At 73.5% G+C, this 18935-nt stretch carries 17 protein-coding genes, 1 tRNA gene and 1 riboswitch; of the genes, 5 read left to right on the top strand and 13 right to left on the bottom strand.

What is annotated here, in order from left to right; genetic code table 11:
* Positions 1 to 72 precede the first annotated feature (72 nt).
* The 6 genes from yicI to HCJ92_RS13170 all read right to left on the bottom strand — a co-directional run bounded on the left by yicI (position 73) and on the right by HCJ92_RS13170 (position 8115).
* The gene (gene yicI / locus HCJ92_RS13195; protein ID WP_167933755.1) at positions 73 to 2370 is read right to left on the bottom strand and encodes an alpha-xylosidase; all 2298 of its coding nucleotides are present in this window, start codon (positions 2368 to 2370) and stop codon (positions 73 to 75) included.
* Complete coding sequence (locus HCJ92_RS13190) at positions 2371 to 3861, bottom strand: GH1 family beta-glucosidase (protein ID WP_167933754.1); 1491 nt, start codon at positions 3859 to 3861, stop codon at positions 2371 to 2373.
* A gap of 82 nt (positions 3862 to 3943) precedes the next feature.
* Complete coding sequence (locus tag HCJ92_RS13185) at positions 3944 to 4771, bottom strand: carbohydrate ABC transporter permease (RefSeq protein ID WP_420824704.1); 828 nt, start codon at positions 4769 to 4771, stop codon at positions 3944 to 3946.
* A 6-nt stretch (positions 4772 to 4777) separates the two neighbouring features.
* Complete coding sequence (locus HCJ92_RS13180; RefSeq protein ID WP_167933753.1) at positions 4778 to 5743, bottom strand: carbohydrate ABC transporter permease; 966 nt, start codon at positions 5741 to 5743, stop codon at positions 4778 to 4780.
* An 8-nt stretch (positions 5744 to 5751) separates the two neighbouring features.
* Entirely contained in the window at positions 5752 to 6987 is a 1236-nt protein-coding gene (locus HCJ92_RS13175) for an ABC transporter substrate-binding protein (protein WP_167933752.1), read from the bottom strand.
* 78 nt (positions 6988 to 7065) lie between these two features.
* A complete protein-coding gene (locus tag HCJ92_RS13170; RefSeq protein WP_167933751.1) occupies positions 7066 to 8115 on the bottom strand; it encodes a LacI family DNA-binding transcriptional regulator in 1050 nt (349 codons plus the stop codon).
* A 354-nt stretch (positions 8116 to 8469) separates the two neighbouring features.
* On the opposite strand from HCJ92_RS13170, the gene HCJ92_RS13165 reads away from it, so the two are divergent.
* Positions 8470 to 9210, top strand: coding sequence for an alpha/beta hydrolase (locus HCJ92_RS13165; RefSeq protein WP_167933750.1), 741 nt, complete (start codon positions 8470 to 8472; stop codon positions 9208 to 9210).
* 76 nt (positions 9211 to 9286) lie between these two features.
* On the opposite strand, the gene HCJ92_RS13160 is transcribed toward HCJ92_RS13165, so the two are convergent.
* Together HCJ92_RS13160 and HCJ92_RS13155 are read right to left on the bottom strand one after the other, a co-directional pair.
* Positions 9287 to 9760, bottom strand: a complete 474-nt coding sequence (locus HCJ92_RS13160) for an SRPBCC family protein (protein ID WP_167933749.1) — start codon at positions 9758 to 9760, stop codon at positions 9287 to 9289.
* Entirely contained in the window at positions 9757 to 10197 is a 441-nt protein-coding gene (locus tag HCJ92_RS13155; protein WP_338054156.1) for an ArsR/SmtB family transcription factor, read from the bottom strand. Before HCJ92_RS13155 ends, HCJ92_RS13160 begins: the two co-directional genes overlap by 4 nt.
* 154 nt (positions 10198 to 10351) lie before the next feature.
* Between HCJ92_RS13155 and HCJ92_RS13150 the strand changes: the two genes are divergently transcribed.
* Entirely contained in the window at positions 10352 to 11125 is a 774-nt protein-coding gene (locus tag HCJ92_RS13150) for a hypothetical protein (protein ID WP_167933748.1), read from the top strand.
* A gap of 40 nt (positions 11126 to 11165) precedes the next feature.
* Here the strand turns inward: HCJ92_RS13150 and HCJ92_RS13145 are convergent, their stop codons facing one another.
* From HCJ92_RS13145 to HCJ92_RS13135, 3 genes are all read right to left on the bottom strand, one after another.
* Positions 11166 to 12251, bottom strand: a complete 1086-nt coding sequence (locus tag HCJ92_RS13145; RefSeq protein WP_167933747.1) for a hypothetical protein — start codon at positions 12249 to 12251, stop codon at positions 11166 to 11168.
* Between the two features lie 653 nt (positions 12252 to 12904).
* Positions 12905 to 12989: transfer RNA gene (locus tag HCJ92_RS13140), tRNA-Leu, on the bottom strand.
* A 122-nt stretch (positions 12990 to 13111) separates the two neighbouring features.
* Complete coding sequence (locus HCJ92_RS13135) at positions 13112 to 13699, bottom strand: TetR/AcrR family transcriptional regulator (RefSeq protein WP_167933746.1); 588 nt, start codon at positions 13697 to 13699, stop codon at positions 13112 to 13114.
* Positions 13700 to 13775: 76 nt separating this feature from the next.
* Here HCJ92_RS13135 and HCJ92_RS13130 point away from each other — a divergent pair, with 76 nt between their 5' ends.
* Together HCJ92_RS13130 and HCJ92_RS13125 are read left to right on the top strand one after the other, a co-directional pair.
* Positions 13776 to 14267 (top strand): PH domain-containing protein, encoded by a 492-nt coding sequence (locus HCJ92_RS13130; protein WP_167933745.1) that lies wholly within the window; start codon positions 13776 to 13778, stop codon positions 14265 to 14267.
* Positions 14264 to 16018 (top strand): PH domain-containing protein, encoded by a 1755-nt coding sequence (locus tag HCJ92_RS13125; RefSeq protein WP_167933744.1) that lies wholly within the window; start codon positions 14264 to 14266, stop codon positions 16016 to 16018. The genes HCJ92_RS13130 and HCJ92_RS13125 overlap by 4 nt, the downstream gene beginning before the upstream one ends.
* A gap of 50 nt (positions 16019 to 16068) precedes the next feature.
* On the opposite strand, the gene HCJ92_RS13120 is transcribed toward HCJ92_RS13125, so the two are convergent.
* Both HCJ92_RS13120 and HCJ92_RS13115 read right to left on the bottom strand, forming a co-directional pair.
* Positions 16069 to 16842: a hypothetical protein gene (locus HCJ92_RS13120; RefSeq protein WP_167933743.1), complete on the bottom strand. Its 774-nt coding sequence runs from the start codon at positions 16840 to 16842 to the stop codon at positions 16069 to 16071.
* Positions 16843 to 16973: 131 nt separating this feature from the next.
* Positions 16974 to 17198, bottom strand: coding sequence for a dodecin (locus HCJ92_RS13115; protein WP_167933742.1), 225 nt, complete (start codon positions 17196 to 17198; stop codon positions 16974 to 16976).
* A gap of 91 nt (positions 17199 to 17289) precedes the next feature.
* A riboswitch (ZMP/ZTP riboswitch) is annotated at positions 17290 to 17378 on the top strand.
* A gap of 62 nt (positions 17379 to 17440) precedes the next feature.
* Between HCJ92_RS13115 and HCJ92_RS13110 the strand changes: the two genes are divergently transcribed.
* The gene (locus tag HCJ92_RS13110; RefSeq protein ID WP_245240834.1) at positions 17441 to 18880 is read left to right on the top strand and encodes a glycine hydroxymethyltransferase; all 1440 of its coding nucleotides are present in this window, start codon (positions 17441 to 17443) and stop codon (positions 18878 to 18880) included.
* Positions 18881 to 18935 lie beyond the last annotated feature (55 nt).

The following is an 18935-nucleotide window of genomic DNA, read 5'->3' as shown; positions in this document are numbered from 1 at the left end:
ACGGCGGGCGGCCCCCGGGGGCCGCCCGCCGTAGAACCCGCCGCTCTGCAGGCGGCGGGAAGGCGTCTCCGGTCATGCGACCAGCGGCACCGACACCTCCGACGAGCCGGCGGCGACCCCGATCGGCGAGCGGTAGCCGTCCGCGCCCGCGACCACCACCGACCACCGTCCGCACGCCTGGGCGCCGGACTCGGCGGTGACGGTGACGGTGTTCCCCGACCGGCTGGTACGGAAGACCGCGGCCACGGAGCCGTCCGGGGCCGGTACCTCGGTGCGGGTCTCCGCCCCGTCGGCCGGGGCGTGCACCCGCAGCGTCACCCCGCGGGCCCAGTCGCCGACGGCCGAGACCGCCTCCGCGGCCAGGGGCACCACGGACCCCGGGCGGGCCAGGAGCGGCAGCGAGTCGAACCCGTGCCGCTCCCGCCGCCACCCCGGGCCGGTGAGCCGCTCCCCGGTCAGCAGGTGCGTCCACTCACCGGCCGGCAGGTAGTACTCCACCTCGCCCCCGGCGTCGAGGACCGGCGCCACCAGCAGGTCGTCGCCGAGCATGTACTGGCGGTCCAGGCCGTGGCACCCGGGGTCCTCGGGGAACTCCAGCACCATGGCCCGCATCACCGGCGTGCCCCGGTCCGCGGCCTGCCCGGCCGCGCGGTACAGGTAGGGCATCAGCCGCAGCTTCAGACGGGTGAACTCCCGCATGACCGCGACGGCCTCGTCGTCGAAGTTCCACGGCACCCGGTAGGAGCTGCTGCCGTGCAGCCGGCTGTGGGAGGAGAGCAGCCCGAACTGGGTCCACCGCTTGAAGACGGCCGGGTCTGGCGTCCCCTCGAACCCGCCGATGTCGTGGCTCCAGAAGCCGAAGCCGGAGAGCCCGAGGGAGAGCCCGCCGCGCAGCGACTCGGCCATGGCGTCGAAGGTCGACTCGCAGTCCCCGCCCCAGTGGACGGGGAACTGCTGGCCCCCGGTGGTCGCCGAGCGTGCGAAGAGCACGCCCTCGCCGTCCCCCTTCTCCTCCCGCAGCACCTCGAAGACCAACTCGTTGTAGAGCTGGGTGTAGTAGTTGTGCATCCGCTCGGGGTCGGAGCCGTCGTGCCAGACGACGTCGGTGGGGACCCGCTCCCCGAAGTCGGTCTTGAAGCAGTCGACGCCCTGCCGGGCCAGGCGGCGCAGATGGTCGGCGTACCAGGTGCGCGCCTCGGGGTTGGTGAAGTCCACCAGCCCCATCCCCGCCTGCCACATGTCCCACTGCCAGACGTCCCCGGCGAGGTCGTGGAGGAGGTAGCCGCGGTCGCGGGCCTCGGCGAACAGCGGCGACTTCTGGGCGATGTAGGGGTTGATCCACACCGAGACGCGCAGCCCCCGGTCGCGCAGCCGCCGCAGCATGCCGTCGGGGTCGGGGAAGACCGCCGGGTCCCAGGTGAAGTCGCACCACTGGTACTCGCGCATCCAGAAGCAGTCGAAGTGGAAGACCTCCAACGGGATGTCGCGCTCCGCCATGCCCGTGACGAAGCGGTTGACGGTCTCCTCGTCGTAGTCGGTGGTGAAGGAGGTGGACAGCCACAGCCCGAAGGACCACGCCGGCGGCAGCGGGGGCCGCCCGGTCAGCGCCGTGTACCGCTCCAGGATCTCCTTGGGTGTGGGGCCGTGGATCACGTAGTACTCGACGCTCTGGTCCTCCACGCTGAACTGGACCCGGCCGACCGCCTCGGACCCGATCTCGTAGGAGACCTTGCCGGGGTGGTTGACGAAGACGCCGTACCCGCGGTTGGTGAGATGGAACGGCACGTTCTTGTACGCCTGCTCGCTGGCGGTCCCGCCGTCGGCCTGCCAGATGTCGACGGTCTGTCCGTTCCGGGTGAACGGGGTGAACCGCTCCCCGAGGCCGTAGACCAGTTCGCCCACGCCCAGGGAGAGCTGGGCCACCGAGTAGTGGTGTCCGTCGTCGGTGACCGCGAACCCGGTGCCGCGCGGCCCAGCGGAGACCAGTTCGCGCCCGTCCGCCCGGAAGGAGAGCCGCCAGGGCTCGCGGGTGTCCACCCGCAGCGAGAGCGAGCCGGCGTCCAGCCCGGCGTTGCCGTCCGCCACCCACGCGTCCGCGGCGTGCCCCGGGTCGCCGGTGAGCTCGAAGGAGGGGGTTCGCGGTCGGCGTCCGGCGTGGTGGGTCGAGCGGACCGCGATGACGCCCTCCGCCGGCGACCAGGTCTCCACGGTCACCAGGGGCGCGTTGAGCGTGTTGCCGCGTCGTTCGACCTTGCGGACGGCGGCGTGCAGGGTCAGCCGGCCCTCCTCGGCGCGGGCGTCCCTGACCTCGGTGGCGTAGGAGGTCCGCACGCCCTCGCGGGTCAGCCAGTAGCCGTCGGTGAACTTCACTCAGCTCTCCTTGTCCGTGGTGCCGTCGTCGTGCCCGCCGGTCGCCGGCGCGGGACCGGCCGTCCACGCCGGCCCGTCCTCGGCCCGGTGCCGGGCGATGAGCTCGCGGTACCAGTGGTAACTGTCCTTGGGCGTGCGGGCCAGCGTGTCGTAGTCCACCCGCACGATGCCGAACCGCCGGTCGTACCCGAACGCCCACTCGAAGTTGTCGAGCAGCGACCAGACGTAGTAGCCGCGCACGTCGACGCCGCGCTCGACGGCCTCGGCGAGCGCCGCGAGGTGGCCGTGCAGGTACTCGACCCGCTCCACGTCGTGGACCCCGCCGTCCGCGGCGACGGTGTCCGCCTCCGCCGAGCCGTTCTCGGTGATCACCACCGGCGGCAGCGTGGGGTAGCGGGCGGTCAGGTCGGTCAGCAGGTCGGTGAAGGTGCCGGGGACCACCGGCCACCCCATGGTGGTCTTGCGGGCGTCGCCCTGCCAGCTCTCCGCCGCGCCGATGTCCACCGCGGTGCGGTGGACGGGGTCGGGCTCGCGGTGGGGAGCGGCGGAGACCGTGATCGGGCGGTAGAAGTTGACCCCGACGAAGTCCAGCGGCTGCCCGATCAGTTCGAGGTCGCCGTCCAGTCGGGGGACCTCGTCCAGCAGCGCCCCCCAGGTCTCCCGCTCGTGCTCCGGGTACCTGCCCGCGAACAGCGGGTCGAGCCAGATGTCGTTGTGGAGCACCCCGGCCCGCCGGACCGCCCCGGCATCCTCGGCCGACGGTGACGCCGGCACGAGGTGGTCGGGGTTGAGCGCGATCCCGACCTGCCGCGCACCGGCCTCCCGCAGCACCCGGGTGGCCAGACCGTGGGCGACCAGCAGGTGGTGGGCGGCTGCGATCGCGCCGGTGCCCTCCTGCGCCCCGGGCGCGTGGCGACCCACGGCGTACCCCACGAAGGCGGCGCAGAACGGTTCGTTGAGCGTCATCCAGCGGCCGACACGGTCGCCGAGCCGTTCCGCCACCATGCCGGCGTACTCGGCGAACCGCTCCGCCGTCGAGCGGACCCGCCAACCGCCCGCGTCCTCCAACTCCTGCGGCAGGTCCCAGTGGTACAGCGTGGCGGCGGGCTCGATCCCGGAGCCGAGCAGTTCGTCGACGAGACGGTCGTAGAAGTCCAGCCCGGCGGTGTTGACGGGGCCCGTGCCACCGGGCCTCACCCGCGGCCAGGCCACGGAGAACCGGTAGCTGTCGGCGCCGAGCCGCTTCAGCAGTCCGACGTCCTCGCGGTAGCGGTGGTAGTGGTCGCAGGCCACGTCCCCTGTGGCGCCGTCGGCCACCTTTCCCGGTGTCCGGCAGTAGGTGTCCCAGATGGAGGGCCCTCTGCCGTCGGCGTCGTGGCCGCCCTCGATCTGGTAGCTGGCGGTGGCGGCGCCGAAGAAGAAGCCCGGAGGGAAGCGGGGGAGCGCCTCCGGGGTGCTCCGCGGGGCGTCGGCCGGGTCGTTGCTGCTCATCTGGGGGTGTTCCTCTTTCGCGTCTCACGGGCGGTGGGGCGACGGTGCAGTGCCCCCGCCCGGGCGGGCCGGGGCGGACACGTCATTTCACGGAGCCTCCGGTGATACCGGCGGCGATGTACTTCTGCGCGGCGATGAGGAGCACGGCGGCCGGGATCGCCGACAGGACGGCCGTGGCCATCACCGCGCCCCAGTCGCTGACGTGGGCGCCGATGAACTGGTAGATGCCGAGCGTCACCGGTTTGACGTCGTCGGTGGTGTTCAGCGTCAGGGCGAAGACGAAGTCCGCCCAGGCGAAGAGGAAGGCGAACAGTCCCGCGGTGATGAGCGCGTTGCGGCTCATCGGGAGCACGATCCGGAGGAACGCCGTGAACCGGTTGGCGCCGTCCACCATGGCCGCCTCCACCACCTCGGTGGGGATGGAGACCATGAACGCCCGCAGCAGCACGATCGCGAAGGGCAGCCCGAGCGAGGCGTCGGCGAGGATCAGCCCGAGGTAGGAGTTGACGAGGTTCAGCTCCGCGTAGGCGCTGTACAGCGCGTTGGCGACCACGATCGACGGCACCATCTGGGTGATGAGGGTGCCGAACACGATCGCTCGGCCGCCGCGCAGTCCGAACTGGGCGAGACCGTAGGCGGCGGGGGCGGCGAGCGTCAGGCACACCACCACCGCTCCCAGCGAGACGACGATGCTGGTCAGCAGCGAGCCGCCCTGGGTCTCCAGCGCCCGCGCGAAGTTGCCGAAGTCGGGCGAGGTGGGCACCAGCCGCGCCGCGGCCACCGCCGAGTCGGGTTGGAGGGCGGTCGAGACCATCCAGTAGACGGGGAAGAGCATGACGGCGAGGATCGCCAGCCCGAGCGCGGTGTTGCCGAGGGATCGGGTCCGGGTCCTGGTGCCGGTGGTCTGCACGGCTGATCACTTCCCCTTGCCGAGATCGGCGCGGTTGACCCGCAGGTACAGCACCGCGAAGACGGCGCTGATCAGGATGAGGACGTTGCCCACCACGGCGCCCTGGCCGAAGTCGAGCTGCAGGAACGACAGTTGGTAGGTGAGCGTGCCGAGCGTCTGCGTGGAGTCCGCCGGCCCACCGCCGGTCAGCGCCAGGATGAGGTCCAGCACCTTGATCGTCGACATGAAGCCCAGTACCAGTACCACGGTGATCACGGGGCGCAGCATCGGCAGGGTGACGCTGCGGAACGCCCGCCAGGGCCCGGCGCCGTCGAGCGCGGCGGCCTCGTGCAGCTCCCGGGGTATCTCCTGGAGCCCCCCGTAGAGGATCACCATGTTGAACGGGATGCCGATCCAGATGTTGACGAGCACCGCCGAGAGCAGGGCGACGCTCGGGCTGGCGAGCCACGGCACCGCGTCCATGCCGAAGACCGACAGGAAGCTGTTGAGCACCCCGTGGTCCTGGTCCATGATGCGGCGCCACACGACCGCCGAGACGACCATGGGCACCAGCCAGGGCAGCAGCAGCACCGCGCGGATCGGGCCGGAGAGCCGGAACCTGCGGGAGAAGAACACCGCCAGGGCGAGTCCGATGGTGAACTGGCCCAGCAGCGAGCCGGCGGTGAACAGCAGCGTCTGCCAGATCGCGTCGGTGAACAGCCCGTCGCCCAGCACCGCGCGCCAGTTGTCGAGTCCCGTGAACGGCGCCTCGCCGGTGAAGTAGGTCGTCGGCGTGTACTCCTGGAAGCTCATCACCACGTTGTTGACGAGCGGGAACCCGAAGAACCCCACCATGTACAGCAGCGCCGGTGCGACGAACAGCCACTGGTAGAGGCGGCGGCGGGTGCGCCCGCGTTCGGCGGAACGCCGCGCGACGTCGTGCGGCGAGTCGGCCCCGGGGGTGGTGCCGGCGGGGGAGTGGGGCGTGGTCATCGTCGTCCTCACTCTCCGGTCCGGGTCTGGCGCTGGGCGCGCTCCAGCGCGTCCCCGGGGGTGGTGCGGCCGGTCAGGACCGACTGGAACGCCCCCGACATGGCGTCCGCCACGACCGGCCAGCCCGTGCCGACCTCCGCCGTGCGGGACCGTGCGGTGGCGACCAGGTCGGCGAACGGGGCGAGCTTCGGGTTCTGCTCGCGGTAGGCCGCAGCGGCGTCCTCGCGGGTGGGGACGTTGTTGACGCGCTCTCCCCAGGCGAGCTGGTTCTCCTCCGAGTTGAGGCAGTTGAGGATGGCGCCCGCGTTCTGCTCGCGCTCCTCGTCCCCGCCGGCCGGGACGGTCATCACCGTGCCCCCGATGGGCGGCACCGGGTCCTGTCCGGCCTCGGGGACGGGGATCGAGGCCACCGCCCACTCGACGTCGTCCTGCCCGTCGAGGACGGGCACCTGCCACGGCCCGTTGATCATCATGGCGGCCCGCCCGGAGATGAACTGGTCGTTGACGTCCTGCTGGTTCCAGTTGACGACCGACCGCGAGGCACTGCCGTCGTCCACCAGGTCCTTCCACAGCTGGAGCGCGGCGTCCCCGGCGCCGTCGTCCAGAGCGGTCTCGTCGCCCCCCGCGCTCCAGAAGAACGGGAGGAACTGGTAGACGCCGTCCGCGTTGGGGCTCGCGCTGAACGCCATCCCGTAGGTGTCGCCCCCCGTCAGCTCCGCCGCGCTCGCACGCAGCTCCTCCCAGGTGGCGGGCGGCTCCAGTCCGGCCTCGGCCAGCAACTCCGCGTTGTAGATCAGCGCGAGCGAGTTCACCGAGCGGGCGACGCCGTACTGCGCGCCGTCGTGCGAGCCGAGGGAGACGGCGCTGTCGGAGAGCACCGAGGTGTCCACACCCGCGGATGTGATCGGCAGCAGCCCGCCGGTCTCCGCGAACTGCGGGAGCTCGGAGCCGTCCAGCTCCAGGATGTCGGGCAGCGAGTCCGAGGACGCCATGCGCAGGGCCTTCGTCGCCACCTGGTCGGCCGGCACGCTGATCTGGTCGACCCGCAGCCCCAACGGCTCGGCGCAGCGGTCGAAGTGGTCCTGGTTCGCCTCGTGCTCGGCGGTGTTGGTGGCGGAGTTGAGGACCGTCACGGTGCCGGGGTCCGGTTGCCGGGCGCAGCCGGCGAGGCCGGCCGCGGCCATCACGGCGGCCAGCGGCAACGCCACGGATCGTGGTGGGGTGCCTCGGGTCGGACGTCTCATCGTCGGGTTCGCTCCATTCGCGGCTCGGGCGAGAGCGGGCACCGGCCCGCCGCTCCGCGCCGGCGCCGGTGCCCTCGTTCAGTGGGCGTTCGGCGTGCGCGGCGGCGCTATCGGTACTCCGGCGGCCATCCGTGGTTCGAAGAGCTCGTGGCGGGGCCCGCTCTCGGCGGGCTCCCCGCCCGAGGGCGGCAGGGCCTCCGCCGCCGCCAGTGCCAGCCCGGTGACGGCCGCCGCCATGCGGCTGACCGGGAGGTCGATGCGGGGAAGCTCGGGGAGCCCGGACTCGTCCGGGATGGTGCCGACCGGGACGACCGCGAGCTCCTCGGGCAACCGCACGCCGCCCGCGGAGAGTTCGGCGAGGACCTGCGGCAGCGGGATCAGGTGCTGCACCACCAGCGCGGTCGGCGGCCGTTCCGCGGCCAGCAGCTCCCGCACCCGCGCGGCGGCCACGCCCGGGTCCTCGGAGGACGCCCGGACGGTGACCTCCGCGCCGGTCTGCCGAGCGGCCCGGCGGGCCCCCGCCAGGCCGTGCAGCGCGTAGCCGCGTCGGCTGGTGATCTCGTGCTCGGCGGAGGAGAGGAAGGCGATGTGCCGGTGCCCGGCAGCCGCCGCCTCCCGGACGGCGAGGGCCACGGCGGCCTCCCAGTCCAGGTCGACCCAGGGGACCTCCGTCTCGTCGCGGGCGTCGCCGTGGCCGAGCAGTGCCACGGGGAACCCCGCCGCCGTCATCGCCCGGACCCGGGGGTCGCCCTCCTCGACTGCCATCAGCACGGCGGCGTCGGCGAGTCCGCTACCGGCCACCCTGCGCAGCCCGCGCACGCCGTCGGGGTCGGTCATCAGGAGGACGTCGAAGCCGTGGACCCGCGCCGCGTCGCTGATCTCGACGGCGAACCGGCCGTCCACGGCCCGGTACTTCCCCGCCTCGCGCGGCACCGCGAGGGCGAGGACGGAACTCCGTGAGCTGCGGAGGGTCCGGGCGCTCGCCCTCGGGTGGTACCCCAGCTCCCGGACCGCCTCCAGCACGCGGCCCCGGGTCTCGTCGGAGATCTTCCGGGACCCGCTGAGCACGTAGGAGACCGTGCTGGGTGCGACGCCGGACCGTTCGGCGACGTCCTTGATGGTGGCCATGCCCGCTCCTTCGCGGTCGTGGTGCGCCCTCTCGGACCGATGCGTCGAATCGCTTCGTCGAATCGTTTCGATGAGGTGGCCGCGATGTTAGGGCCGGGTTGCGAGCGAGGGCAATACCCCGGATGGGAGCGGTACCTCGGGTGGCCGGCAGACCACCCGTCGTGGCCGCGCCCGGCGTCTCCTCCTGGACCACCGGGTGCGGACGGCGGGGGTGCGTCCCGTCGCGCCTCGTCCCGCTCCGGGGGACGCCGCCGGTCGGAGCGGCGCAGCCGCCCGGGACCCGGGCGGCTGCCCCGACGCACCCCGGGACGCCATGTCTTGGCAGCTCCGGCGGTGAGTGGCAGGCTGCGGCCCATGAGTGACGACGCGGCAGTGCTGACGTTCCACCCGCTCCCCCCGGGCGCCCCGCGCCACACCGCGGGCGCCCCGGCGGTGATCGTCATGCCGGGCGGCGGGTACACCCACCTCGCCCCGCACGAGGGGAAGCCCGTCGCGGAATGGCTGGGACGACTCGGGTTCGCCGCCTGGGTGCTGGAGTACCCGGTGGGCCCGGGGGCTCTGCACCCCGCGCCGCTCGACTCCGCCCGCGCCGCGATGCGCCGGGCGCGCGCCGAGGCACCGCGGCTGGGAGTGGACCCGGCGCGCATCGGCGTGCTCGGCTTCTCGGCCGGCGGCCACCTGGCGGCCCACCTCGCCGCCGGGCCCGGGACCGCGGCGGAGGAGCGTCCCGCCTTCGCCGTGCTGTGCTACGCGGCGACCTCGTGGCACAGCTTCGCCACCGGGGACGGCACCGCACGCCCTGACCCGCTGCTGGGGTCCGGTTCGACGGACGTGCTGCGGCGCGAGCTGTCGATCGAGCTGATCGCCGTGGAGCGGACCCCGCCCGTCTTCGTCTGGCACTGCGCGGACGACGCCGTCGTCGGGGTCGGCCACGCGTTGTCCCTCACAAGGACGCTGACCGACCTCGGGGTCCCCGTCGAGCTGCACGTGTTCGCCGAGGGCGGGCACGGCATCGGCCTGGCCCTCGGCTCCGGCGCCGCGGCGGGCTGGACCTCGCTGTGCGCGGACTGGCTCGCCCGGACGGCGCGGCCGTGACAGGGGCGGGTGCCGCAGCCGTCCCGCCGGCCGTGGCACCCGCCCCTGACCGCGTCGCGTGTGTCGGGGTGCGTGGTCAGCCCTTGAGCACCCCGTCCAGTCGGGCGTAGCCCTCCCGCACACCCCGCTCCATCCCGCTGGCGATCATCGCGTCGCGGGTGGCGACGTCGGTGTGGACGCTGTGGGTGCGCAGCCGGGTCCGGCCGCCTTCGAGCGGTTCGAACCGCAGTGTCTCCACGGCGACCACGTCCGGGACCGCCTCGTACTCGAAGGTCTGGATGATCAGCTCGTTCTCCCGCGCGGTGTGGAACACCCCGTTGAACCGGTAGACGTTGCCCTCGGGGTCGCGGTGGCTGTAGCGGTAGCGACCCCCGGTGCGCAGGTCGTAGACCTCCGCGGTCATCTCGTAGCCGTCGGGCCCCAGCCAGCGAGTGATCAGTTCGGGGTCGCGGTGGGCCCGGTAGACCGCGGCGGGCGGTGCGTCGAATTCACGGGTCATCTCGATCACCGGCAGTCCCGCGGGGGCGTCGATGTGCAGTGCGTTGCTCATGGCTGTGCTCCTTCATGCGTCGGTCCGTGGCCGCTTCGCGGCCCGGGTGTGTGCAGGGCGGCGTCCAGGCGGCGGTACCTCGCCTCGTGGGCGAGCCGGTACCGGTCGATCCAGGAGGTCAGTCCCTCCAGCGCCTCGGGCGCCAGATGGACCGGTCGGCGCTGCGCCTCCTGGCTGCGGGTCACGAGCCCTGCGCGGGCGAGTACCTGGATGTGACGGGAGACCGCCTGGGTGCTGATGTCGAACGGCCCGGCCAGCTCCAGGACCGTCGCCGGGCCCGTCGAGAGCCGCGCGACGATGGCTCGGCGCACAGGGTCGGCGAGGGCGGCGAAGGCCCGGTCCAGCTCCGCCCCGTCCGTCGGCGGTCTCCGGTCGGTCGGCGGGGCGGTGCCCGTGACCCCGGCCGAGGGGTTCGGCATCCGGTGCGACTCGGTCACGTCAACCGTCCTCTTCTTCAACCAATACGTTGTTCAAGCGTCTGGTTGAACAGTAGCTCGCGCAGCGGGCCGGCGCGAGTGGGGCGTCACGCGCACCCGGCCGCCGCCGACGGGAGAACGCGCGAAAGCCGGCCGCATCCGTCACGATCGCCGTATGGGGCGCGCAGCTACGGGACCGACGGACGCCGAGCGCGCGCGTTGCGTGCCCCGGGTGCCGGCGGCCGGGGCGGTACGGCTCAACCGCGCCGTGGCGGTCTGCTTCGTCACGGGCAGCGGGTTCTTCGTCCTCGGTGCGGTCCTCGCGGAGCTGACGGCCGCCGGGGTGGTGCGCTGCGCGTCGGTGTATCTCGCCGGTGGCCTGCTGTTCGCCCTCGGCGCCTGGGGGGCCTTCCTCGGATGCGTCAACGCCCCGGACTCCCCACCCGCGTCCGCCGGGAGCGCCCCCCGCTGGCACTGGTGGAGCTACCGGCCGATGCGCGTCGACTGGTGCAGCGCGCTGCTGCTGCTGGCAGGGGCAGCGGTCTTCTGCGTCAACCTGGTCGACTCACTGATGCGGGGCCTGTCCGCGCAGCAGACCGACCGGCTGGTGTGGGCACCCGACATGATCGGCTGCACGCTCTTCCTGGTCTCCGGGCAGCTCGCCGTCCACCAGGTGCGCCGCACGGTGGACCGCGCCCGTGCACACTCCCGGGGGCCGGCGTGGTGGACGGCCGTGGTCAACCAGGTCGGGGCGGGCCTGTTCATGGCCGCCGCGCTCGCCGACTACACGCGGGACGCCACCGGTTCGCCGGTCAACGTCCACGTCGCCAACTGGGCGACGCTCGTCGGCGCCGCGTGCTTCCTCGTGGGCGGTGTCGTGCAGTGGTTCGTCACCCCGTCGGCCGTGTCGGGTGCCCTCATGACGGCGAACCGCCCCGGCGCCGCGTGACACGCGGGCCGGGGCGGTTCGGGACGCCGGGTACGACGGGTCAGCGGTCGGCCAGGCCCGACTGCCACATGTGGAGCGCGGCCTTCGAGCCACGCCCGGAGAGTGCCACCGTCGCCGGGAACTCGCCCTCGTCGAGCAGGTACACCGAGCACTCGGTGACGCTCCCCCCGGGGCGGAGCATCTCGTTCGGCTCCGCCGAGGGGCAGGGGGCGACGCCCACTCCGTAGACGTCGATGAGGTTGAGCTTGGAGACCTCGCGTCCCGCAGCGGTGAACACGCTCACCCCCGCCTTCATGTCCGGCAGGATGTCGTGCTCGCCGTCGTTGGTGTACTCCGCGAAGACGTAGTACGGGGTCTTGTCCCGGTCCACGTCCCAGTCGGAGAGGTCGGACGGCTCGCCGCGAACCACCTCGACGGGCGCCGCGGTGAGCGGTACGTCGTGGTCGCCGCCGGCGGTCTGCCAGGCGGCCTCCACCTCGGTGCCCAGCGGACGGATGACGTCCAGGTACTCCGCGCCCTCGACCTGCCACTCGCCGTGCTCGCCGGCGGGGTCCGTCCAGGCGACGCTCAGCGGCTCCACACCGTCGGGGAGCAGGTACATCTGGCAGACGCTCACCGCGGCACCGTCGACGATCCGCTCCGGCGCCTGCCGGTCGCACGCCGCCGGGAACGGCGACCCGCCGCCGAACGACATGATGTTCAGGGCCTCCGCGCCCCTGCCGTCCCGGCCCACCAGCGACAAGCCGTCCTCCACCGCCGGCGCGGTCAGGTCGCCGCCGTCGGCGGTCAGCCGGAAGGTCAGGTAGTAGGGCACCATCTCCTCCTGGCCGTCGCGCAGGCGGATGTTCTCCAGGTCGGCGATGTCGCCCCGGGTAAGGCTCTCCGGCTCGACGAGGACGCCGTGCTCGGTGTCCTCGTCGTCGCTCCAGACGGTCTTCAGTGGACCGCCGGCCACGAGGGCGATCTCCTCGGCCTCCGTGCCGCCGTCGGCCTCCTCGGCGGACGCAGACCCGCCGGTGGTGGCGTCGTCGGTGTCGGTCGTACTGCCGGAACCACCGCAACCGGTCATCAGAACGGTCAGCGCTGCCGCGCCGGCGATGCCGGCGATCCTGCCACGTACTCGCACGTGTCCCCCATGATCGAACTTCCGTGGAGCCCCCGGGGCCTCACGGCGACACGGGCGAGGTGACTCCCTGTGTGCCGCGCCTCCGCGGGCGGACCGCCGGACGCGGCGGTTCCCGTGCGCGTCCGGTCATGGCCCCCAGTGGTGCCGACGCGCTCGGTGGCGGCCATGCTAGGCGAGTCTCGAACACCTGCTCGCAGCGGGTATACGGTTCCCGCGCCCGACCCGGTGGGTGCGTGACCGGGGACGACGCCCCGCCCGGCCCCCGAACGCGGCCGTTCTGTGCCGTGTGCCGGTCACCGCGGGGCCACGTGCTCCGCCGTCCTTCTCCCGGCGGCCGGCGGTCGACGCGTCCGCGCCGCGGTTGTCGACGTGACGCCGTCTCCCGCACGCGGCTGCGAACGTGCCGCGCGCGGCGAGCGGTCCGACCTCGCTCCCGGTGAGCATCGGAGGGCGCGGCTGTGGAGGCACCGGCTCCGGCGCGGACGGTCGCCGAACGACGGCCGCCGCGTCGGACTCGGACGCGGCGAGGTGCCGAACGCGTGGGCGTCCGCCGCGCGCGACACGCACGCACGCGACACGAAGAAGCGGCGCACGGTCCCAAGACCGTGCGGCGCTTCGATGATCAGCCCCGGTTCGCACCGGGCATCCCACTGTGTCCGAGGGGGGACTTGAACCCCCACGCCCGATAAAGGGCACTAGCACCTCAAGCTAGCGCGTCTGCCATTCCGCCACCCGGACAGGGTTGCCGCGTCCGGGCCTGTTCGGCCCCGCGCGACAGCTCAACCATATCAAGGCCGGGGGAGTGCTCGTGCCGCGGTGGGCGGACGCCGCCGCGGTGCTCGCTGCTCCCGCGTGCTCCGTCACGCGGGGTCGGCGGTGACCCCGCGGAGGAGGCTGCGGGTGACCAGGGCGACGGCCCGGTGCTTGGCCAGGCCCTCCTCCTGGATGGCCTCCCAGCCCGCGGAGACCAGGTACCACAGGACGCGCACGAACCACTCGACGGTGATCTCGTCCGCGATGACGCCTTCGGCGCGGCCCCGTGCGTGCAGGGCACCGATGGGTCCGTGGATCTGCTCCCAGCGGCTGTCGTCCCACCGGACGTCACCGGTGGTGTCGCTGAAGAGCGGCATGATCCGGGGGCTCAGCTCGAAGACGGCCGCGACCAGGCGTCCGGTCGCCTCGACGACCGCTCCCTCATGCAGTGCGGCGTCGGCCAGCGCGCGTTCGGTGTGGTCCACCGCGTCGGTCAGCAGGGCGTCCACGAGCGCGGCGCGGTCGGGAAAGTACCGGTGCAGGGTCGAGCGTCCGACGTCGGCGACCCGGGCGACCTCCGACAGCGGGGTCGTCAGGTCCTCGGCGTAGCAGGTGACGGCCGCGTCGAGGATCGCCCGCCGGGTTCGCGAGACGGTGCCGGGGGGCGCTGACGTCGCCCGCGTCGAGGAATCCATGTCACGCATGGTAAGCGATCGGGTCAGCGTTGATTCACGGTGGAACTCGTCTTCTCCTCATGGGACAGTGTGTCTCATGACCTCGATATCCCTGCGCCCGCCACGCCACCGGGTACAGCCCCGCGTCGTCGCCTGGTGGACCCTGCGTGCCCTCTGCGGCACGGCGCTGGCCGTCGCCGGACCGCTGGCCGCCTGGTTCATCTGGGAGTCCTCCCGGACCTGGACCGGGCCGGTGGCTGTCGCGATCCTCGCCCTCGGCCTGCTGTACGCAGCCGTCGTCCCGTACTGGCGGTACGCGGTGCACCGTTGGGAGACCACCGACGACGCCGTGTTCGTCGCCGCCGGCTGGTTCGTGCGGGACTGGCGGATCGCGCCCATCTCCCGCATCCAGACGGTCGACACCACCCGCGGTCCGATCGAGCAACTGCTGGGCATCGCCACCCTGGTGGTGACGACGGCCTCCGCCAACGGCGCCGTGTACGTCCGCGGCCTGGCGCCCGACACCGCCCGCGCCGCCGCCGAGGCACTCGCCGAGATCACCCGCGGCACCCCGGGGGACGCGACATGACCGCCGACGGGACCGCCCCGCCGCCCCCGCGCGACGGGACCGCGGCGTCGGCCCACGGCGCGGCCCCCGAGGCCGACCACGCCGGGCCCCCGCCGCCGGCCGACGACGCCGGGACCGGCACCGGGAGCGGGCCGCCGCCGGCTGTGACCGGGGCGCCGCGTGACGACGCCCCGGAGACGGCGGACGCACCCCCGCCGGACGACAGGACTCCCTGGCACCGGCTGGACGGCCGGATGATCGGGGCCGACGCGCTGCGCGTCCTGCTCTCCATGGCACCCGCCGCCGTCGCGCTGCTGGTCGTCGGTGTCGACCCGGACGCCGGGGTGGTCTGGCCGCTCGCGATCCTCGCCGCCTGGGGCACGTTCAAGGCAGCTCGCAACACGATCCGCTGGATCACCACCCGCTACCGCCTGACCGACGCCTACCTGGAGCGCCGCACCGGGCTGTTCGTCCGCACCCACCGTTCGATACGCCGGGAGCGGGTGCGCAGCGTGGACGGCGAGGCCAGGCTGCTCCAGCGGCTGTTCGGACTGCGTCGGGTGAAGGTCGGCGCGGGGCAGATGAACACCGCGATGGAGTCCGCCCTCGTCCTGGACGCCGTCTCCCGGGGGGCCGCCCGCGACCTGCACGCCCGGCTGCTCGGCGGGCAGGGGGCGCCCACCGCGGCGGCCGAGGCCGCGGACGGGGCCATGGACGGGGCCGCGGCGGACGGGACGGCCTCGCCGTCCGAGGCGCTGCTGCTCTCCCGGCTCCGCCCGTGGTGGGTCCTCTACAACTGCTTCTCGGTGTGGGGCGTGCTGACCGCCCTCGGCCTCGCGTGGGGCGCCTGGGTCACGCTCGGCATGTTCGGCTTCGACTCCTACGCCTGGCTGCGCGGGCTCGCCGACTGGGGATCGATCGGCGTCCCGGGTACCGTCGCGGCGGCCGTCCTCGCGACGTGGGCGGTCGGTGTGGCCGGGCTGGCGGTCAACTTCGCCACCACCTACGCCCACTTCCGCCTGGAGCGCACCACCGGCGAGCACGGTGACGTGCTGCGGACCACCCAGGGGCTCTTCCGTACCCAGGAGATCAACCGCGACGAGAACCGGCTGCGGGGCGCGACGCTCTCCGAGCCGCTGCTCTGGCGGTGGCTCCGGGTGGCGGACCCCCTGATCATCACCACGGGGCTGTCGATGTGGAGCGCCGCCTCCTCGGTCCTGCCGCGCTGCCCCCGGGGGCACGCGCAGCGCGTGCTGGCACGGATCCTCCGGACCGCCGGTGACGACGACCCGTTGCGCGCCCCGCTGCGCCGCCATCCGGCCGGTGCGCTCCGGCGCCGGCTGGTGTGGGCGGCGGCCGTGGCCGCGGGCTCCACGGCGGTGCTCGCGTGGATCGCCGCCACCACCGCGATGCCGCACCCGGTCTGGTGGATCAGCGGTCCGGTGCTGCTCCTGGTCGGCTCCGGGCTGGCGGTGGCCGGCTACCGCTCACTCGGCCACACCTTCGCCGGACCGTATGTGGTGGTGCGTTCGGGTGCGGTCACCCGGGCGACCAGCGTGCTGCGCACCGGCGCCGTCAGCGGTGTCCGCGTCCGGCAGTCGCTCTTCCAGCGCCGGCTCGGGCTGGCGACCGTCACGGTCTCCACCGCGGCCGGGTTCGGCGGCTACGAGGCGGTCGACCTCGCCGCCCCGCACGCGGCGGAGTTCGCCGACCGGGCGCTGTCCGGCGGGCTCGCCGCCTTCCGGGAGCCGGCGGCTGCCCCGGAGAGGTGACCGGGGGAGGGCGGCCCGGGACGACGAGCGGTCGCCCCGGGCCGACACCCTCAGTCCTTGTGCATCTTGTGGAAGTAGTGGAGGCTCGCCTGCGCGTACGCCAGCCGGTGGTCCAGCAGCTCGGGTCGCCACCGGTAACCCGAGCGCATGTAGCGGAAGTCGAGGGCGGTGTCGGTCAGCGGGCGTGCCCCGCGCCGGTGCCAGGCGACCCGACGCGGCGCGCCCCAGACCAGCAGCTCGGTGACGTTCCCCAGGGTCACCAGCGTGACCAGCAGCGAGCCGAAGAAGAACAGCAGCCACAGCGGGTAGGTCAGGACGAACCCCGCCCAGCCGGCGACGCTGCCCCGGTACCCCGTCAGCACCGGGCCGTCCCGCGGCTCGATCCGCCAGTACGCCCGGTGCCCGGGCCGGGAGGGCCGGTGCTCGATCCGCCCGAGCGCGGCGCCGTCCGCGTCGGTGACGTCGAAGCTGCCCGGTTCCGGCACCCCGGGCTTCCCCGGTCGGACCATGCAGAGCAGCGCGTCGTCGGGGCCCGACACCACGAGCACGGGGTGGGGCTCGCCGCTGCGGTGGGCCATCCGCTCCTCCACCTCGGCCACGGTCACCTGGCGGAGACCACCGCCGCCGGAGGCGGAAGGCCGCGGCGAGGCAGGACCGGCGCCCTCCCCGGCGCCGGTCGCCGGATCGCAGAGCCGCACTCGGGCCAGCGCCTCGTCACGCTTCATCCGCTGGTCGGGCAGGATCAGGAACTCCTCGCCGTCGGCCCACTCCCCGGTGCGCATTCCCGTGGTCCCCGTGATGTCCACGGTGAAGTTGAGTGTCACGCGCTCGCCCCTCCTGGTCGGTACCCGCCGTACGCGCGCCCGATTGTGCCAACTCGGCGCCCCCGTGTGGGAGGTGTGTACGGGGGACGAGGGGCGGCGGGTGACCCCGGCGGGGCGAGGGAGCGGCGCCGTCAGCGCTCCTGGTCGCCGTCCTCCAGCCGGAACCCGACCTTGATCCCCACCTGGTAGTGGGCGACGGTGCCGTCCTCGATGTGGCCGCGGACCTGCGTCACCTCGAACCAGTCCAGGTTGCGCAGCGTCTGCGAGGCGCGGGCGATCCCGTTGCGGATCGCCGCGTCCACCCCCTCGCGCGAGGTGCCGACGATCTCTGTGACCCGGTAGGTGTGCTCCGACATGCTCGCTCCTCGACCGCGGGTACGACCGGTGGGGCCACCGACCGTCACTCCACGGTGCCCCAGCCCGCGCACGGCCGCGAGTGCTACGCTCCCGCCGGGCCGTGACTGGCGCGAACGGGATGGGTGCAACCATCGGGGAGCGGCCCGCACCGTGGAGTGCCGTGCGCCTGGGCCGTCCGCGTGCGCAGCATGGAGGCCCTGTGACCACCTCTCCCGCCGATGCCTCGTCCGTCCCCGAGCCGCTGCCGTACGCCGAGCGGGCGTCCACGGCCTACCGGGCCGCGCTCGACGTGATCCGCTCGGTGGAGCCCGCGGTCGCGGATGCCGTCGCGTCTGAGCTCGCCGACCAGCGCGACTCGCTCAAGCTCATCGCCAGCGAGAACTACGCCTCCCCGGCAGTGCTGCTGACCATGGGCAACTGGTTCAGTGACAAGTACGCCGAGGGCACCGTCGGCCGTCGCTTCTACGCCGGGTGCCGCCACGTCGACACGGTCGAGGAGCTGGCCGCCCGCCATGCCCGCGAGCTGTTCGGGGCGCGGCACGCCTACGTTCAGCCGCACTCCGGCATCGACGCCAACCTCGTCGCCTTCTGGGCCGTCCTCGCGCAACGGGTGGAGTCCCCCGCGCTGGAGCGGGCCGGCGCCCGCGGGGTGAACGACCTCACCGACGCGGACTGGGCAGCACTCCGGCGCGAGTTGGGCGAACAGCGGATGCTCGGCATGTCCCTGGACGCCGGCGGCCACCTCACCCACGGTTTCCGCCCGAACATCTCCGGCAAGATGTTCGACCAGCGCAGTTACGGGACCGACCAGGCGACCGGCCTGCTCGACTACGACGTGGTGCGCGCCGCCGCCCGCGAGTTCCGGCCGCTGATCCTGCTGGCGGGCTACTCGGCCTACCCGCGGCTGGTCGACTTCGCCCGCATGCGGGAGATCGCGGACGAGGTCGGCGCGACCCTGATGGTGGACATGGCGCACTTCGCCGGCCTCGTCGCGGGGAGGGTCCTCACCGGCGACCACGACCCCGTCGCGCACGCGCAGATCGTCACCTCCACCACCCACAAGTCGCTGCGCGGCCCCCGCGGTGGTCTGGTGCTCTGCGACGAGTCACTCGCCGAACAGGTGGACCGGGGTTGCCCGATGGTTCTCGGCGGCCCGCTGCCGCACGTCATGGCGGCCAAGGCGGTCGCCCTCGCGGAGGCACGGCGTCCCGACTTCCCCGCCTACGCGGAGCAGGTCGTCGCCAACGCGCGCGCTCTCGCGGACGGGTTGCTGCGGCGCGGGGCGCGTTTGGTGACCGGCGGCACCGACAACCACCTCGTGCTGCTCGACGTCTCGCCGCACGGGCTGACGGGCAGGCAGGCCGAGGCCGCGTTGCTGGCGGCCGGCATCGTCACCAACCGCAATGCGGTGCCGCGCGACCCCAACGGGGCCTGGTACACCTCCGGGGTCCGGCTGGGCACCCCGGCCCTGACCACCCGCGGCATGGGGCCCTCGGAGATGGACGAGATCGCCGACCTGATCACCCGCGTGCTGGGGGCCACCACCCCCGGCGCCACCGACTCCGGTCGGAGGTCGAAGGTGCGGTTCGACCTGGAGCCGCGGGTCGGCGAGGAGGTCGCGGCCCGTGCCGCCGACCTCCTCGACCGCCACCCGCTCTACCCCGGACTGGTGCTCACGTGAGCGGGTCCTCGGCGCCGACCGGCCCCGCGCCACCGCCGGGAACGGGGCCCGGCGC

Origin of the sequence: Streptomyces spiramenti, assembly GCF_012034385.1 — a bacterium.
Classification (GTDB): Bacteria; Actinomycetota; Actinomycetes; order Streptomycetales; family Streptomycetaceae; genus Streptomyces; species Streptomyces spiramenti.
The sequence above is the reverse complement of the archived record's forward strand: the minus strand, read 5'-3'. Positions and strand labels throughout refer to the sequence as shown.

Excerpts from the sequence above, each read along its gene's own strand:
- HCJ92_RS13170 (WP_167933751.1), bottom strand. The coding sequence starts at position 8,115 with ATGGCCACCATCAAGGACGTCGCCGAACGGTCCGGCGTCGCACCCAGC.
- HCJ92_RS13130 (WP_167933745.1), top strand. The coding sequence starts at position 13,776 with ATGACCTCGATATCCCTGCGCCCGCCACGCCACCGGGTACAGCCCCGC.
- HCJ92_RS13150 (WP_167933748.1), top strand. The coding sequence starts at position 10,352 with ATGGGGCGCGCAGCTACGGGACCGACGGACGCCGAGCGCGCGCGTTGC.
- HCJ92_RS13125 (WP_167933744.1), top strand. The coding sequence starts at position 14,264 with ATGACCGCCGACGGGACCGCCCCGCCGCCCCCGCGCGACGGGACCGCG.
- HCJ92_RS13165 (WP_167933750.1), top strand. The coding sequence starts at position 8,470 with ATGAGTGACGACGCGGCAGTGCTGACGTTCCACCCGCTCCCCCCGGGC.
- HCJ92_RS13190 (WP_167933754.1), bottom strand. The coding sequence starts at position 3,861 with ATGAGCAGCAACGACCCGGCCGACGCCCCGCGGAGCACCCCGGAGGCG.
- HCJ92_RS13180 (WP_167933753.1), bottom strand. The coding sequence starts at position 5,743 with ATGACCACGCCCCACTCCCCCGCCGGCACCACCCCCGGGGCCGACTCG.
- HCJ92_RS13135 (WP_167933746.1), bottom strand. The coding sequence starts at position 13,699 with ATGGATTCCTCGACGCGGGCGACGTCAGCGCCCCCCGGCACCGTCTCG.
- HCJ92_RS13160 (WP_167933749.1), bottom strand. The coding sequence starts at position 9,760 with ATGAGCAACGCACTGCACATCGACGCCCCCGCGGGACTGCCGGTGATC.
- HCJ92_RS13175 (WP_167933752.1), bottom strand. The coding sequence starts at position 6,987 with ATGAGACGTCCGACCCGAGGCACCCCACCACGATCCGTGGCGTTGCCG.
- HCJ92_RS13115 (WP_167933742.1), bottom strand. The coding sequence starts at position 17,198 with ATGTCGGAGCACACCTACCGGGTCACAGAGATCGTCGGCACCTCGCGC.